13 protein-coding genes are annotated in these 15,707 nt (G+C 73.4%); 8 read left to right on the forward strand and 5 right to left on the reverse strand.

Annotation, left to right across the window (positions count from 1 at the left end; genetic code table 11):
* Window positions 1-314 precede the first annotated feature (314 nt).
* Both E1211_RS22140 and E1211_RS22145 read right to left on the reverse strand, forming a co-directional pair.
* On the reverse strand, window positions 315-2,624 hold the full coding sequence (locus tag E1211_RS22140) for an esterase-like activity of phytase family protein (RefSeq protein ID WP_132350929.1): 2,310 nt from the start codon (window positions 2,622-2,624) through the stop codon (window positions 315-317).
* A gap of 55 nt (window positions 2,625-2,679) precedes the next feature.
* A complete protein-coding gene (locus E1211_RS22145) occupies window positions 2,680-3,813 on the reverse strand; it encodes a hypothetical protein (protein ID WP_132350930.1) in 1,134 nt (377 codons plus the stop codon).
* 230 nt (window positions 3,814-4,043) lie between these two features.
* Here E1211_RS22145 and E1211_RS22150 point away from each other — a divergent pair, with 230 nt between their 5' ends.
* The 4 genes from E1211_RS22150 (at window position 4,044) to E1211_RS22170 (ending at window position 7,848) form a co-directional block, all read left to right on the forward strand.
* Complete coding sequence (locus E1211_RS22150) at window positions 4,044-4,799, forward strand: TIGR03089 family protein (RefSeq protein WP_132350931.1); 756 nt, start codon at window positions 4,044-4,046, stop codon at window positions 4,797-4,799.
* Between the two features lie 307 nt (window positions 4,800-5,106).
* Entirely contained in the window at window positions 5,107-5,952 is an 846-nt protein-coding gene (locus tag E1211_RS22155; protein WP_132350932.1) for a patatin-like phospholipase family protein, read from the forward strand.
* A gap of 331 nt (window positions 5,953-6,283) precedes the next feature.
* A complete protein-coding gene (locus E1211_RS22160; RefSeq protein ID WP_132350933.1) occupies window positions 6,284-7,243 on the forward strand; it encodes a zinc metalloprotease in 960 nt (319 codons plus the stop codon).
* Between the two features lie 260 nt (window positions 7,244-7,503).
* Window positions 7,504-7,848: a type II toxin-antitoxin system HicB family antitoxin gene (locus E1211_RS22170; protein ID WP_132350934.1), complete on the forward strand. Its 345-nt coding sequence runs from the start codon at window positions 7,504-7,506 to the stop codon at window positions 7,846-7,848.
* Window positions 7,849-7,940: 92 nt separating this feature from the next.
* Here E1211_RS22170 and E1211_RS22175 read toward each other — a convergent pair whose 3' ends face one another.
* A complete protein-coding gene (locus tag E1211_RS22175) occupies window positions 7,941-9,620 on the reverse strand; it encodes a DNA repair helicase XPB (protein WP_132350935.1) in 1,680 nt (559 codons plus the stop codon).
* Between the two features lie 168 nt (window positions 9,621-9,788).
* On the opposite strand from E1211_RS22175, the gene E1211_RS22180 reads away from it, so the two are divergent.
* Both E1211_RS22180 and E1211_RS22185 read left to right on the forward strand, forming a co-directional pair.
* The gene (locus tag E1211_RS22180; RefSeq protein ID WP_132350936.1) at window positions 9,789-10,658 is read left to right on the forward strand and encodes a L,D-transpeptidase family protein; all 870 of its coding nucleotides are present in this window, start codon (window positions 9,789-9,791) and stop codon (window positions 10,656-10,658) included.
* 101 nt (window positions 10,659-10,759) lie between these two features.
* On the forward strand, window positions 10,760-10,987 hold the full coding sequence (locus E1211_RS22185; protein ID WP_132350937.1) for a hypothetical protein: 228 nt from the start codon (window positions 10,760-10,762) through the stop codon (window positions 10,985-10,987).
* Between the two features lie 47 nt (window positions 10,988-11,034).
* On the opposite strand, the gene E1211_RS22190 is transcribed toward E1211_RS22185, so the two are convergent.
* Entirely contained in the window at window positions 11,035-13,497 is a 2,463-nt protein-coding gene (locus E1211_RS22190; protein WP_132350938.1) for a helicase-associated domain-containing protein, read from the reverse strand.
* 111 nt (window positions 13,498-13,608) lie between these two features.
* Here E1211_RS22190 and E1211_RS22195 point away from each other — a divergent pair, with 111 nt between their 5' ends.
* A complete protein-coding gene (locus E1211_RS22195) occupies window positions 13,609-14,232 on the forward strand; it encodes an HAD family hydrolase (RefSeq protein ID WP_132350939.1) in 624 nt (207 codons plus the stop codon).
* 27 nt (window positions 14,233-14,259) lie between these two features.
* Window positions 14,260-14,646 (forward strand): cold-shock protein, encoded by a 387-nt coding sequence (locus E1211_RS22200; protein ID WP_132350940.1) that lies wholly within the window; start codon window positions 14,260-14,262, stop codon window positions 14,644-14,646.
* On the opposite strand, the gene E1211_RS22205 is transcribed toward E1211_RS22200, so the two are convergent.
* Complete coding sequence (locus E1211_RS22205; RefSeq protein WP_132350941.1) at window positions 14,607-15,437, reverse strand: 1,4-dihydroxy-6-naphthoate synthase; 831 nt, start codon at window positions 15,435-15,437, stop codon at window positions 14,607-14,609. The genes E1211_RS22200 and E1211_RS22205 overlap by 40 nt on opposite strands.
* Window positions 15,438-15,707: the final 270 nt, after the last annotated feature.

Raw genomic sequence — 15,707 nt, forward strand, 5'->3', positions numbered from 1 at the left:
GGGCGTACCTGGTGGGGAGCGTGTTGCGGTCGCTCGCCGCCGAGGGCGCTCGGGAGGCGTGGCTCTGTGTCAACGACGACAACCCGGCCGGCTCGCTGTACCGGCGGCTGGGCTTCGCCGACGCCGGCCGCCGGGCCCGCTACCTGCGCCGCCGCCACTGACCACGGGGCACGCCCGCCGCCACTGGCGACCGGCCCGGATCGGCGACTGCGCCGCCCGAGACGGCGCCGGCCCGGCGTCCACGCGAGGTGGACACCGGGCCGGTGCCGATCAGCCGCCGGGGCAGTCGCGTTCGGGGCCGGTCGCAGGCGCCGTCAGTCGCGCCCGAACACCTTCCGGCTGGTCCCGAGCCGCAGGAACACGGTCTCGCCCGTCGCGTCGTTGAGCGCGTCGTTGTCGGTGACCGCGTACACCTCGCCGTTGCCGGCCACGGTCAGACCTTCGAGCTTCTCCTGCGTCCACCCGTTCGTCGCGCGCAGCGCGGGCAGCACGTCGACGGCGAGCGTCTTCGGCAGCACGCGCAGCGTGCCCGGCGCGGCCGCCGAGTCCGGCATCGGCACGGTGTAGACCCGCTTCAGGGTGGCGCCGGGGCCGTTCAGCTTGTCCCGCTCGATCACCGCGAGCCGGTCACCGACCACCGTGATCTCCGACAGGCCGATCCAGTCCCCCGCGACGTCGGTGCTGTTCAGCTGGTAGCCGAACCAGCTCCAGGTGCCGGCCGCGACGTCGTACCGGCCGAGCCGGACGGTACCGGCCGGGTCGGTGGAGAGTTCACGCTGCACCGCCACCCAGACGACCTCCCGGCCGCGCCGGTCGGTCGTGGCGGTGACCCCCTCCAGGCCCTGCTTGCCCAGGCCGGCGGCGACGTCCGCCGGCAGCTTGACGACCTGCCGGGTGACCCCGGCGGCGTCCAGGCGGACCAGTGCGTTCTCCGGGCCGCCGGCACCCTCGACGGCGAGCCAGTACCCGCCCTGCGGGCGGGCGTAGACACCCTCGGCGTCGTAGCCCACCGGCTTGCCGGCGGCGTCCTTGACGGGCAGCACGCCGGTGATGACCGCCGGCGAGCGCTTCGCGTCGACGGTCAGGATGCGGGTCTGCGAGTACGCCGCGTCGGTGACGCTGACCAGCTCGTTCGGCTTGCCGGGCACTGCGCTCAACGCGCCGAGGGCACCCCAGCCGATCGGCGTGCCGTGCCTGTCGGCGGCGGAGACGATGCTCGGGAACCCGGGCGTACCCTTGCCCAGCCGGTAGAGGGAGACGGAGGCCCGGACGTTGACCGAGGCGTCGTCCTCCTCGCTGGAGATGGCGAACAGCCCCCGGGACGGGATGGGCAGCAGCCCCTCCGGCCCGTTGGTGGAGGGCAGCACCTGCGTGAAGACCGGCTTGGTCGGGTTGCTCAGGTCGTAGACGGCGACGAAGTTGCTCCGCTCCGAGCCGACGAAGCCGTACCGGACGCCGTCGTACTCGGCGACCGCCACGCCCTCCGGCTCGGTGCCCTTCTTGCCGGCGCGGTCCTCGTTGTGCAGGCCGTACGTCACGGCGAGCCGCTCGAACGTGTTGCCCGCGTCCCAGGCGACCCTGCCGGTACGGCTGTCGAAGACGGTCCAGCCTCGGCTGCCGCCCTTCCAGTCACCCTCGTTCGCCGTCGCGAGGTAGCGATCGTCGATCCAGGCGACCGCGTCCGGCTCCCGGGGCACGTCGGTGATCGTGCCGGTCAGGTCGATCGTGCCGTCGTCGTCGGTGTCGACCCCGCTGATCGTCGCGGTGCCCGCGCTGAACACCCGGGTGACCCGGCCGGTGGGCAGGTCGATCAGGGCGACCCCGTTGTTCTCCTGGAGGGTCACCGCCAGCTCGTTACGGCTGTTGATCGTGACGTACTCCGGCTCCGGGTCGGTCGGCTCGGTGAGGCCGGCCTTGACCAGGGCGGGCAGCGCCTGGCCGTTCGGGCCGGTCAGCGGCACCGGCCGTACCCGCCAGCCGGCCGGGTTCGTGCCGGCCAGGTCGACGATCTGCACGAAACCGCCGGGAGCCTGGGGCAGGTCGCCCTCCTCGCCGCCGGGCGGGGTGGCCTCCTCGTCGCGCTCGTTCTCGATGGCGATCGCGGCGTAGCGGTGGCTCTTGCTGACGGCGACGGAGTCGGGCTGGCCGCCGAGGTCGAAGCTGCGGACACGCTTGCGGGTGGCCAGCTCGATCACGTCGAGCCGCCCGGACGGCTCGATGAAGCTGCGGCTGGTGTTCACCACCACGAGCACGTACCTGCCGACCACGGCGACCGACGTCGGCTCGTCTTCGGCGTCACCGAGCTGCGACAGCGAGAGGGTGCCGAGACCGCGGGGCTTGTCGGCCCGGGAGATGTCGAGGAAGCCGATCCGGCGTCCCAGGGCGTCGGTGTAGACGAGGGTGCGCCCGTCCTCGCTGACCGCGGAGATCTCCGCGACGGTCGGGGACGTGGGGTCCTCACCGGCGGGGCGGTTCTGGAAGACGGGGTAGGTGGCGACCCGGTCAAAGGCGAGAGGCTTGCCCGGGTGGTGGTTGTCGCCGGCCGACGCGGGGGTGGCCCCGGTCAGGCTGGCGGCGGCGACACCGGCTGCGGTGAGCGCGGTGAAGGCTCTTCTCAGGGTCAAAGGACTTCCTCCGTAAGGTCGTGCCCGGTCGGAGGCTGGCACCCTTCGGGGTGCATCAGCTTTCGGGTACGTGAACAGTCGACGAAGGAACGCGCAGCCGCCACGCCGCGCCGCCGACCAGGGTCAGGGCGATGACGCTGATCGCGACGTCGCCGACGAGGGCCTCGGCCGGCGTCGCCGGGGCGTAGGTGGGTACGGCGTAGGCGTACGCGGCGGCGACGAGCATGCTCGCCGTGCCGGCGGCGAGCACGTGTCGCTGCCCCCAACCGGCGCGCCGGGACCAGATGAGAAGCAGCGTGGTGGCGGTGCCGGCGAGCGCCAGCCCGACGGCGATCCCGGGCCAACCGGGGGCGAGGGCGGACCCGGCGTACGCCACGAGCACCACCACGCCCGGCCAGAGCGGTCGGGGCGCGCGGCGGCCCGTGGCGGCCTCCCGGGGACCGGTGTCGCCGTGCCGTGCGGGCGCTGCCGGCACGCCGGGGTCATGCGCGCCGACCGGCGCGGTGGCGACGGGCGTGGCGTGGCCGGCCGGGACGGCGGGGCGGCGCGGGCGGATCAGCAGCCCCGCGGCGATCAGCGCAACGGCCAGGGCCACAGCGAACGCCAGCTGTGCCGGGCTCGCCAGGAAGCCCTTGCGGCCCTCGTCGTCGGAGAAGACCAGGAGACTGCCGGCGAGGTAGAGCAGCGCGACCACGGTGAGCCCCGGCCGACCCAGCCACGGGCGCGACCGCCGATCGGCGCGCAGGAACGACTCGACGATCACGATCGGCGCGCAGATGCTCAACGCGAGGTGGTTGCCCACGTAGTCGAACGCCTGCCGGGCGCTGACGTCGAGCCCCGGCACGAGGGTGGCCTCGGCGGCGGCCCGGGTGTCGGCGAACTCCGTGTCGTCGAGGAACCCCGGGTTGAACAGCGACTGGTCGACCAGCCCGGCCTGGATCACGCCGAACGCGGCGGCGAGCAGCGCGACCGTCGGCCAGCCCGCCCCGAGACGGCGGGCGGTCTCCCGGATCAGCAGCGCCGCCCCGCCGTACATCGGGGCCAGCACGAGGATCAGGAACGGGGTGTCGGTGAGGGTGAAGCCGCCCCAGGAGCACTCGGCGGCCCAGGGCGCGAGCAGCAGCAGGGCGACGGCCGGCGCCAACCGGCGGCGCAGCGGAAGACGGTCGGGGTGTCGCTCGGCGGGCATCGGCACTCCTCTGCGGCGTGTCGGGGTCACCCGTACGCTGCGCCGACCACCTGGGCTGTCGATACGGCCATCGGCCGATGGAGCGAGCGACCAAAGTCGACGGGTGGTGCTCCCGCTCGGGCCCGGCCGCCGGTGGGCACCGTCACGACCACCCGGCCAGCCCGGGGTGACCCGCCGGCCGCTGGGTGGATGACTAAGGTGGGGCGCACCGGCAGGGAGGAGCGCCCACGATGACCACCAGCACCCCCTCGACAGCCGCGGCGGAGGCTCCGCGTGACGCCGATCGGCCGCTGCTCAGCTACCTCGACGACGCGACCGGCGCGCGGATCGACCTGACGGCGTCGCAGCTCGGCGAGTGGGCGGCGCGCAGTGCGGGCCTGCTCCGGGACGGCTGCGGTCTCGCTCCCGGCAGCCGGGTGGCGGTGCTGCTGCCGCCGCACTGGCGTACCGCCGCGGTGCTGCTGGGCGCCTGGTCGGTCGGGATGGCCGTGTCGTACCGGCCGCGGGCCCTCGCCGGCCTGCCGGTGCTCGAACCGGGCGGCGACCGGCCCTACGACGCGGTCTTCGTGACCCCGGAGCGCCTCGACGACTGGCTGGAGGACGTGCCGGACGGGACGCACCGCTACCTCGTCGGCACCGCCCCGGAGCCGCTGGCCGACGTGCCGGTGGGCTGGCTGGACTGGTCCACCGAGGTGCTGCGGCACTCGGACGCCACGCCCGACTACACCGGGATCCGCCCGTCCGACCCGGCCACCCCGGACGGCACCACCTACGGCGAGTGGGGCGGGCTCGCGCGGGAGATGGCCGAGCTGTGGGGACTGCGCGCCGGCGACCGGTTGCTGATCGATGCGGCCGAGCACGAGCAGCCGCTGAAGTGGCTGCTCGCCCCGTTCTCCGTCGGCGCGTCCGTGCTGGTCTGCGCGAACCTGGACCGGTCCCGGCTCGACGCCCGCGTCGCCGCCGAGCAGGTCACCCGGGTCCTGTGACCGCCTGATTCCGTCGGCTCCGGCTCGGGCCCCGCGCCGGCGGGGGGTGCCGGCGGGTCCGGCCCGGACACCCGTGGGGTGGCGGTGCCGCCGCCGAGCCGCCCGGCCGTCGGGGCGGCTGGACTGTCGGAGCCGCTGGACTGCTGCGCCGTCGGGCGGCTGGGCCGTCGGGCTGGTGGGCAGTCGGGCGGCCGAGCTGTCGGGTGGCTGGGCCGTCGGGCCGCTGGTCCCGGGCCACCGGATTCGACGACGCGCGTCACAGTGGAACGGCCTTCCTGACCCCCGGGCGCTGTGGAAGGCTCCGATCATGGGTAGCTCACTGGTACTGGCCGGTGGCGGGGTCGCCGGCATCGCGTGGGAACTCGGGGTCCTCTGTGGCATCGCCGACGCCGATCCGGCGCTCGCCGACCGGATCCTCGCCGCCGACCTGGTGGTGGGCACGTCGGCCGGCTCCGCGGTCGCCGCGCAGATCACCAGCGGCGTTCCGCTCGACGACCTGTACGCGGCCCAGCTGCGCGCGGAGACCGCCGAGATCGAGGTCGACGTCGACACGGAGAAGCTCTTCGCCGACTACGGCGCGGTGCTGAACGGCGTCTCCGACCCGACGGAGGCGCGCCGCCGGCTGGGTGCTCTCGCACTCGCCGCGCGGACCGTGGAGCCGGCTGTCCGACTCGCCGCGATCGACGCCCGGCTCCCGGTCAAGGCGTGGCCGGGCCGGGACGTACGGCTGCCCGCCGTCGATGCCGAGAGCGGCGAGGTCGCCGTCTTCACCGGCGACTCCGGGGTGTCCCTGCGCGACGCCGTGGCCGCGAGTTGCGCGGTGCCCGGGATCTGGCCGCCGGTGGCGATCGGCGACCGGAGCTACGTCGACGGCGGGGTGCGCTCCATGACCAACGCCGACCTCGCCGCCGGAGCGGACCGGGTGCTGATCATCCAGCCGGTGCTGGAGGGCACTCCGCAGCCGTGGGGCAACCTCGACGACGAGATCGCGGCGCTCGCCCCGGCAAGAGTGCACGTGATCAGTGCCGACCAGGCGTCCGTCGACGCGTTCGGCACCAACGCGCTCTCACCCGCCACCCGGGGCCCGTCGGCCCAGGCGGGCCGGGCCGTCGGCAGGGCTCACGCCGACGCCGTCGCGGCACTGTGGAGCTGACCCGCCGACCCCTTCCGGACGCCCGCCGGGTTGATCGACTCGACTTCATGTAACTCGGGGTGTCCGGACCAGTCGGACACCCCGACTTCCAAGGAAGTCGAGTCGATCAAGCGGTGTCTGTGGTGCCGACGACTGCCGCCGGCCGTATCGAGCCCTGTCTGTTAGCGCTTCTCCGCCGCCTGCCGTTACACCGGCATACGCCCTGTTCAGAGGCCCTTTTGTCGGCGTCGCCGACGTGTTCTCATACCGGGGAGACGAGGTCCTTGACGCCTGGTTGTGGCAACCCTGGCGTCGATTCGGCACCGCTTTCCATCCCCTGAAAGGTGCACCGATGAACCGGAGACCGATCTTCCGACTGGCCGTCCTCACCGCCTCCGCCGCGACGTTCCTCGCGTCCGGTGGCGCCTACGGCGCGACGGCGGCGGCACCCGCGACCGTCTCCCCGGCCGTCGCGGAGTGTGAGCCGGGCGCCGACGCGCACAGCGCGGCCCGGGTCGCCGAGGGCGCCACCGCGCAGGAGCCGGAGCTGTACTCGAAGAACGAGGCGAACGCCTACGGCGTCATCAAGGATTCGCCGCGCCTGCCCGACGGCAGCGTCACCGTGCCCACGGTCTTCCACATGATCTCCGACCATCCGCTGACCGCGGCGGAGACGGCCAGGTGGAACACCCTGATCGCGGCCCAGATGACGGTGCTCAACGACTCGTTCGCGGGTCGTACGGCCGCGGAGGCCTCCGACACCCCGTTCCGGTTCTCACTCGTCGACACCACCTGGACGGTCAACAGCGACTGGTACACGGTCGTGCCGGGCAAGAACGAGCGGGACATGAAGCGGGCGCTGTACACCGGCGATGCCCGCACCCTGAACGTCTACGCGGCCAACATCGGCGGCGGGCTCCTCGGCTGGGCGTACTTCCCGAAGGGCTACAACAACGGCCGCGACTACATCGACGGCGTCGTGATGCTCGACGAGTCGATGCCGGGCGGCACGGCCGGCAAGTACGCCCTGGGCGACACGTTGACGCACGAGGTCGGGCACTGGCTGATGCTGGAGCACACCTTCGCGCACGGCTGTTCCGCCTCCGGTGACTTCGTCGCGGACACTCCCCGGGAGGCGGAGCCGCAGTTCGACTGCCCGGTGGGCGCGGACACCTGCACCGCACCCGGCCTGGACCCGATCCACAACTTCATGGACTACACGCAGGACTCCTGCATGAACATGTTCACGCCGGGTCAGGCGGACCGGATGAGCGACGCCTGGGTGGCGTTCCGTGCCGGGGGCGGCAAGTAACGAAGACCATGCCGGGGTTGACGGGCCGCACTCGACGGCCCGTCAACCCTTCCTTCCCGGCCGAGCCCGCCTTGCAGGGCGTCCAGCTGTCCGCGGCGACGACGAAGCGTTGCCGTCATGGTACCGCCGGCGGTACCATGACGGGGGGGCCGTCCGTAGACAAGCTCGTTGAGGGTCAACATCCAGAACGACAGAGGCAAGGCCAAGGCGTATCAGGTACGGCAGGTGCTCAAGGCGATCGACAAGAAGGAGGCCATGTGATGCAGATCGATCCCCATCCCGAGGTATCCCACTACACCTACCGCGTCACCTGGTCGACGCAGGATCAGGAATTCGTCGCCACCTGTGCCGAGTTCCCGTCCCTCTCGTGGCTGGCCCCATCACAGATCGGGGCCCTGCAAGGGCTACAGGATCTCCTGCGGGAAGTGATCGCGGACATGGAGGAGCAGGGCGAGCAGGTGCCGCAGCCCTTCTCCGAGCGCACCTACTCCGGCAAGTTCAACCTGCGCGTCGGGGAGAGCCTGCACCGCGAACTCGCCATCCAGGCCGCCGAGGACGGGATGAGCCTCAACCAGTACGTTCTGCGGAAGCTTCGGGCAGCCTGAAACAACGCGCCCGGCCTGCGGTGTTCCACTCCGCTTCGCATGCCGCCGTGGCAAGGTGCCGCCACGTCCAGGAGAGCGCAAGGATCACGCGGTCAGTCGACGGTGGGGAGCTTCGGGCCGAGGACGTCGTCGGCGTCCACGATGGTGTACGCGTACCCCTGCTCGGCGAGGAAGCGCTGCCGGTGCGCGGCGTACTCGGTGTCGATCGTGTCCCGGGAGACCACCGTGTAGAAGTGCGCCTGCCGGCCGTCGGCCTTCGGGCGGAGCACCCGGCCGAGGCGCTGCGCCTCCTCCTGCCGCGAACCGAAGGTGCCGCTCACCTGGATGGCCACCGCCGCCTCGGGCAGGTCGATGGAGAAGTTGCCCACCTTCGAGATCACCAAGGTCCGCAGCGAACCGGAGCGGAACTCGTCGAAGAGGCGTTCCCGCTCCTTGTTGGTGGTCGAACCCTGGATGATCGGCGCGTCCAGGTACTCGCCGAGCTGGTGCAGCTGGTCGATGTAGCCGCCGATCACCAGCACCTGGTCGTCGGGGTGCCGGTCGACCAGCGCCTTGACCACGGGGAGCTTGGTGCGGGCGGTCGCCGCCATCCGGTAGCGCTCCTCGGCCTCCGCCGTCGCGTACGCCATCCGCTCCGCGTCGGTCAGCGTCACCCGGACCTCGGTGCACTCGGCCGGGGCGATCCAGCCCTGCGACTCGATGTCCTTCCACGGCGCGTCGTACCGCTTGGGGCCGATGAGGCTGAACACGTCGCCCTCGCGGCCGTCCTCGCGGACCAGGGTCGCGGTGAGGCCCAGCCGGCGGCGGGCCTGGAGGTCCGCGGTGAACCGGAAGATCGGCGCGGGCAGCAGGTGCACCTCGTCGTAGATGACCAGGCCCCAGTCGCGGGCGCCGAAGAGGTCCAGGTGGGTGAAGGCGCCGCCGCGCCGTGAGGTGAGCACCTGGTACGTGGCGATGGTGACCGGGCGGATCTCCTTGCGCTCGCCCGAGTACTCGCCGATCTCCTCCTCGGTGAGCGAGGTGCGGGCGATCAGCTCGCGCTTCCACTGCCGCCCGGCGACCGTGTTGGTGACCAGGATCAGCGTCGTCGCCTTCGCCTCGGCCATCGCGGCCGCGCCGACGAGGGTCTTACCGGCGCCGCAGGGGAGCACCACCACGCCCGAGCCGCCGGCCCAGAACGCCTCGACCGCCTCCCGCTGGTACGACCGCAGCGTCCACGGCTTCCGGCCCTCCTTGCCGGCCTCGGCCAGGTCGATCGGGTGCGCCTCACCGTCCACGTACCCGGCGAGGTCCTCGGCGGGCCAGCCGAGCTTCAGCAGCGCCTGCTTGAGCCGGCCCCGCTCGGACGGGTGCACCGCGATGGTGTCCTCGTCGATCCTGGCGCCGAGCATGCCGGCGAGCTTCTTGCTCTTGGCGACCTCGACCAGCACCACCCGGTCCAGCGCCCGCAGCACGAGGCCGTGCACCGGGTCGTTGGCGAGCTGGAGCCGGCCGTACCGGTCCATCGTCTCGGCCACGTCGACCAGCAGCGCGTGCGGCACCGGGTAGCGGCTGAACTTGATCAGCGAGTCGACGACACCCTCGGCGTCGTGGCCGGCCGCCCGGGCGTTCCACAGGCCCAGCGGCGTGAGCCGGTATGTGTGCACGTGCTCGGGGGAGCGTTCCAACTCGGCGAAGGGGGCGATGGCCATCCGGCACGCCTGCGCGTCGGGGTGGTCGATCTCCAGCAGCAGGGTCTTGTCCGACTGCACGATCAGGGGTCCACCGCTCACGCCAGCGTCCTTCCGTCCGATGGGCTGCCCGGCCAGGTGGAGTACCCACCGCAGGCCGACCATCCAGTGTTGCACGCGACCGGAGTCGGGCAGGAAGTCGCGCACCGGGTGCAACCATCCCCGCACTCGCGAACGTCTAAGAATGGGACGGCTGCCCAGGGAGGCCCCATGAAGCGTGTCCGGATCACTTCCCGGCTGGTCGCCCTCGTGGTGGTCACGCTGGTCGGCGCCGGTGCGTGCGCGCTCGATCCGCAGGCCGGCGGGAGCGGAGGCGGGGGTGCCGCTCCAGCCGGTGCGGCGGAGCAGGTATCGGGGGCGAGCGCAGCGCCCGGGCCGGACCAGCCCGCCACGACGCCGGCGAAGCCGAAGGCGACGCCGACCCGGATGGCCGCACCGACGAAGCCCAGTCCGAGGCCGAAGCCGACCACCGCGAGCCCGAAGCCGTCCGGCTGCCCGCAGGGCGAGCACCAGCGTGCCGTGGAGACGTACCTCGCGCAGCTGGGCGGTTTCGGTCGGGTGACCGTCGACGGCCGGCAGTCCGCCGCCGACTGCGCCGCGATCAAGAAGTTCCAGAAGAGGTACGACATCCGCCCGGTCCAGGGCCGCGCCGGACCCACCACGTACGACGTGGCGAAACGGCTCGCCACCACCGACACCGGCCGGTGCGGGGCGCGGTCGGGGCTGACCTTCTGCATCGACCTGACCCGGCAGACCACCTGGGTGATGCGCGACGCCAAGGTGATCGTGGCGCCCACGGTGACCCGGACCGGGATGGCCGGCTACCGCACGCCGGCCGGCACCTACCGGATCAACTTCCGCAACATCAAGGAGTGGTCCGACCCGTACGAGGTCTGGCTCCCCTACTGGCAGCACTTCACCCAGGGGATGGGCTTCCACGAGACCACCACCTACCTGCACGACAAGTCGATCGGCTCGCACGGCTGCGTCAACCTGCTGCACGCCGACGCGGTCCGCTACTGGGAACTCGGGAAGGTCGGCAGCCGGGTCGTGCTCGTCGGCCGCCGCCCCGGCACCTGAGCGGCTGGTCAGCGGGCGAGGCCCGGGTGTTTCACCCTGTCACTCCGGCCACAACGGTGCCACTCTGGACGTCCGGCGTCGTACCGGACGGGGAGGCGCAGATGGCGCTCGATCATGAGGTGGCCCGGGAGCAGGACCAGCGGGAGGTGTCCACCGCGACAGTGGTCGCCTACGTGGTCGCCGCGGTGGTCCTCTTCGGCTGGTTCCTCTACGGCTGGCTGGTGCTCCGGCAGGGCTTCGTCAACTCGATCGGTGAGGCCGCCGGCACCGGGTTCGCGCTCCTGCTGATCGTCTCGATCGTCGGCACCGTACGCCGCAGCCGCCGCTGAACCTCCGGCTCGCCCCGGCTGCCCGGCGACCGGGCGGCCGCCGCCGATCAGTCGGCGCGCACCGCCGCGGTGATCCGGTGCAGGGCGAAGGTGTGCAGCATCTCCGTCCGTTCGTCCTCCGCGCGCAGATAGCCGGCGCCGATGGAGACCGGCTTGACCAGCCGGGAGGCGGTCGCCCCGTGCGCGTCGACGTAACCCACCCAGACCAGCGCCTTGTCCCGGACCGCCTGCTGGAGCACCGCGAGGGCGTCGCTGTGGCCCTGCACCGGTGCCGGACCGGTGGCGCCCCGCCCGCCGCCGCGCACCGCCGCCGGGGCCCGTCGCGCCGCGCGCGCCGCCGCGTCGCCGCGCCGGATCTGCTCCACCACACCGAGCAGCCGCGGCATCGGCACCCTCGGCGCGGCCAGCGGGTCCAGCGTCCGGGTGGACACCGACACCCGGGCGGCCGCCCGCCGGGTCTTCGGGCGGGACAGCACCGCCGCGCCGGTGGCGTCCTCGGGCACCGGGGCGTACCCGGCGTCGCGCAGCGCCCCCAGCAGCCGCCCGACCTGGTACGGGCTGACCAGCACGGTCGGCGCCAGCCGGCGCAGCGCCAGCGACTCCAGCCGCCGGTCGGCGCAGACCTCGCTGAGCAACGCCTCGTCGTCACTGCGCAGGTACGCGCCGGCGGATCCGGCCCGCAGCCCGCCGTGCCGGCGGGCCACGTCGTCGACCAGGTACGTGAGCGACTGCGGCACCGGCGTACGGGACCGCCGCCGGAAGAGCGCGTGCAGGTCGTCGGCGCGGTATCCCGCGTCCAACGCCCGGCGCACGCTCGCCGTGGTCACCCGGTGCACGCTGGCGCCGCCCGCGGACTCCAGCTCGGCCACCGCGTCCAGCTCGGCGGCGAGGGCCGGCTCGGGCGGGCCCGGCACCACGAGGGTCAGGTCGGCCTGCATGAGGAAGTGGTCCACCGGGGCGGGCAGGAGGGCGTCCAGCGCCCGCGCCGCCGTCGACGGTTCGTCGCTGTCGGCCTCCACGTGCAGCCCGAGCGGGTCGTTCGTGCCGTCGTCGGCGTGGATGACGTCGGCCAGCAGCAGCCGCCCGTACGAGGTGAGCGCCCCCAACCCGGTCACGCCGAGCTGGGCGGCCTCGGCCAGCACCTCCCGGTGCGCGGCCTCCCGCCCCCGGCTGCGCCGCGGCGAGCGCCAGTCCAGCAGCGCCAGCACCTCGTCGGGGGTGGGCGCGGTGGCCGGTTCCAGATCGGCCAGCACCCCGAGCACCGCCCGTCGGGAGACCGGCGCGCCGGCCCGCTCCGCCTCGGCCGAGAGTGCCGTGATCGGCCGGTCCCGGTCGTCGCGCTGCCCGACCAGCCCCACCTGCCGGGTCATCGTCAGCCAGGCGCGGGCCAGCTGCTCCCAGCGCTGGGCCAGCGAGGCGGCCCGCCACACCTCGTAGCCGGCGGCCGGCAGCACCTGCTGGTCGGCGCCGTACCGGTTGGTGCTGACGCCGGGCAGCTCCAGCTCGCCGAGGAGCCCGGCCGCGTACGCCACCTCGACCAGCAGCGCCGTCGTCGGCTCGTCCAGCCCGGCGACGCGGGCCAGGCGGCGCAGGTCCCGTACGCCGATCCCGCCGGAGCGCAGCACCGGGGCCGGTTCGGCGGCGAGCTGCTCCAGCAGCCCCTCGGTGTGGCGTACCACCTCCATGGTCTGCCCGGCACCGGCGGAGTCGACGGCCTTCGGCTCGCGGGGCGCGGCGGCGGTCGGCGGCGGGCTGGTCCGCAGCGGCCCGAGCGGGCCGCTGTCGCGGCGCAGCAGCAGCCCGACCTCGCGGGGAAGCTCCACAGTCCCGGCGGAGATCGGCACGAGCAGCCGGTGCTCCACCAGCCAGCGCACGGGTGACCCGGTCGGCACACCGCCGTTGACCGGGTCGGGCGGCAGCTGGTCCTCCTCGCCGAGCGGCGGTGCCTGCAGCGCGCCCGGGGGCACGCTGCCCACCGGCGGCCCGGCCGCCAACCGGTCCAGGATCGCCCGCGCCGAGGGCGGTGCCGCCAGCAGCGTCCGGCGCAGCTTCGCCGGGTCCGCGCAGAGCGCGGCGGCGCGGGCGTCCAGCTCCGCCGCCGGCCGGCCCAGCCCCGCCGGGTACGGCGACACCTCGTCGACGCTCTCCACCACGCTCAGCGCGTGCTCCGGGCCGTACAGCAGGAAGAGCGCCCGGAGCCGGTCGACGGCGCTCCGGACGGTGGTCGGCGCGGGCGGCCGGGGCCCGCTCGTCGCCATGGCGAGCACCGCCTCCGTGGCGGTGGTCCCGTCGGCCGGGTCCCGGGTGAGCCGGGCGGCGTCGAGGATCTGCAGGGTGAACTGGTCCAGCCCGTCCAGGGCCCGGGCCACCGACACCCGGGACTGCGCCCGGGTGGCGAGCGCGGAGATGTCGGCCGGTACGGGCACGACGAGGTCCGGCCGCAGCTGGAGGAGGGCGGCCAGCGACTCGTCGGGGAGCGACCGCAGGTGGTCGGCGAGTGAGGTGGTCATCGTCTTTCCACGCTAGCCCGGCGCGGGCCCGTCCCGCCCCTCGGACGTCAGGCTGGCCTGCCGGGCCCCGGCCTCCGGCTCGCGCCGGCCCCGGCCGGTACGTTCTTCCGCATGTCTGCACTGACGGTCGGGTTCGACCTCGACATGACCCTCGTCGACTCGCGCCCCGGCATCGCCGCCGCGTACCGGGCGCTCACGGCGCGCACCGGCGTACCGGTCGACGCGGACGCGGCGGTGTCCCGGCTCGGGCCGCCGCTGCGCAGCGAGATCGCCAGATGGTTCCCGCCGGAGCAGGTCGAGTCGGCGGTGTCGATCTACCGTGAGCTCTACCCGGCGTACGCGATCACCCCGACCGTCCCGCTGCCCGGTGCCCGCGAGGCGATCGACGCGGTCCGGGCGCGGGGCGGACGGGTGCTGGTGGTCACGTCCAAGCTCGGCCGGCTGGCCCGGCTGCACCTGGATCACCTCGGTCTGGAGGTGGACGAGGTGGCCGGTGATCTCTTCGCCGAGGGGAAGGCGACAGCCCTGCGCGAGCACGGCGCCACCCATTACGTCGGTGACCACGTGGCGGACATGGTCGCCGCCGCGACGGCCGGGATTCCGGGGATCGCCGTGGTGACCGGCCCGTGTTCGGCCGAGGAGCTGCGGGCGGCCGGAGCAGAAGTGGTGCTCGACGATCTCAGCGGATTCCCAGCGGCGCTGGACGGCATGATCCAGCTAGCCTTGGAGCAGTAGACGTCTCAACGAAGCAGGGGATCTCAGGTGCCTACGGGTCGAGTGAAGTGGTACGACGCGGCCAAGGGATACGGTTTCGTCACCAGTGACGAGGGTGGCGACGTGTTCCTGCCGAAGGGGGCGCTACCGGCGGGTGTCACCGACCTCAAGGGTGGTCAGCGGGTCGATTTCAGCGTGGTCGACAGCCGGCGCGGGGCGCAGGCCATGGGGGTCAAGCTGCTGGACGCCCCGCCGTCGATGGCCGAGCTGCGGCGCCGGCCGGCGGAGGAGCTGCACGGGCTCGTCGAGGACATGATCAAGGTGCTGGAGGCGAAGGTCCAGCCGGACCTGCGCCGGGGCCGGTTCCCGGACCGGAAGACCGCGCAGAAGATCGCTCAGCTGGTCCACGCGGTGGCGCGCGAGCTGGAGGTCTGAGGCACCAGCCCGGCGTCGGCGGCCCGGCCGAGCAGCGCGTCCACCGCGGCGAATCCCGCCTCGCCCAGGTCGGCGGAGAACTCGTTGACGTAGAGACCGATGTGCCGGTCCACCACGTCGGGCTCCATCTCCTGGGCGTGCGAGAGCACGTAGTCGCGGCTGGCGGTCGGGTCGGCCCAGGCCTGCCGCACGGACTCCCGGATCCACCCGGCGGCGGCCTCCGGGTCGACCACGCCGCGCCGGGCCAGGATCGCGCCGAGCGGAATGGGGAGGCCGGTGTCGGCCTCCCACCATTCGCCGAGGTCGACCAGCGCGGTCAGGCCGTGCCGGTGGTAGGTGAACCGCGCCTCGTGGATGACCAGGCCGGCGTCGTACCGGCCGGCGGCCACGCCGGGCATGATCTCGTGGAACGGGACCACCTCGATCCGCGCCGGCGGGCGGTCGGCCGCCCAGAGCCGGAAGAGCAGGTACGCGGTGGTGCGGTCGCCGGGGACCGCCACGGTCGCGCCCGACAGGTCGGTGCGGTCGCCGCGGGTGAGCACCAGGGGGCCACAGCCGCGGCCGAGGGCGCCACCGCAGGGCAGCAGGTGGTACTTGTCCAGCAGCCACGGCAGCGCCGCGTAGCTCACCTTCACCAGGTCGAACTCGCCGCGTTCGGCGGCGGTGTTGGTCACGTCCACGTCGGCGTAGGTCACCTCGACCGGCGGAGCGCCGGCCACCCGGCCGTGGGCCAGGGCGTGGAAGATGAAGGTGTCGTTGGGGCAGGGCGAGAATGCCAACGAGAGCGCCACGACCCCACCGTAGCCCCGTGCCGGTACGACCGTCCGAACCGGCCCCCGGGGTGTGACGCGCCGCCGTCGCGGTCCCCGGGTGAGCGGATCGGCGGCGGAGTCGGCGAGCGTACTTGTGGCGCACAGCCTTTGGAACTGATGTCGTAGGCGATTCGCGCGCAGCGCACCAAGCACGAGGGTGGCAGGTACCGGCCGGTGGCTGTCGCGCACCTCGAACGGACGGCGCGGTGATGGGGTGCGTGGGGTGGTCGGCGGTGCGCGGTGGGTGGG

Source organism: Micromonospora sp. 15K316, assembly GCF_004348525.1.
Taxonomy (GTDB): Bacteria; Actinomycetota; Actinomycetes; order Mycobacteriales; family Micromonosporaceae; genus Micromonospora.

Bases quoted from the DNA above. Each gene is read 5' to 3' on its own strand.
- E1211_RS22160 (WP_132350933.1), top strand. From the start codon at position 6,284: ATGAACCGGAGACCGATCTTCCGACTGGCCGTCCTCACCGCCTCCGCC.
- E1211_RS22150 (WP_132350931.1), top strand. From the start codon at position 4,044: ATGACCACCAGCACCCCCTCGACAGCCGCGGCGGAGGCTCCGCGTGAC.
- E1211_RS22180 (WP_132350936.1), top strand. From the start codon at position 9,789: ATGAAGCGTGTCCGGATCACTTCCCGGCTGGTCGCCCTCGTGGTGGTC.
- E1211_RS22145 (WP_132350930.1), bottom strand. From the start codon at position 3,813: ATGCCCGCCGAGCGACACCCCGACCGTCTTCCGCTGCGCCGCCGGTTG.
- E1211_RS22195 (WP_132350939.1), top strand. From the start codon at position 13,609: ATGTCTGCACTGACGGTCGGGTTCGACCTCGACATGACCCTCGTCGAC.
- E1211_RS22190 (WP_132350938.1), bottom strand. From the start codon at position 13,497: ATGACCACCTCACTCGCCGACCACCTGCGGTCGCTCCCCGACGAGTCG.
- E1211_RS22185 (WP_132350937.1), top strand. From the start codon at position 10,760: ATGGCGCTCGATCATGAGGTGGCCCGGGAGCAGGACCAGCGGGAGGTG.
- E1211_RS22155 (WP_132350932.1), top strand. From the start codon at position 5,107: ATGGGTAGCTCACTGGTACTGGCCGGTGGCGGGGTCGCCGGCATCGCG.
- E1211_RS22170 (WP_132350934.1), top strand. From the start codon at position 7,504: ATGCAGATCGATCCCCATCCCGAGGTATCCCACTACACCTACCGCGTC.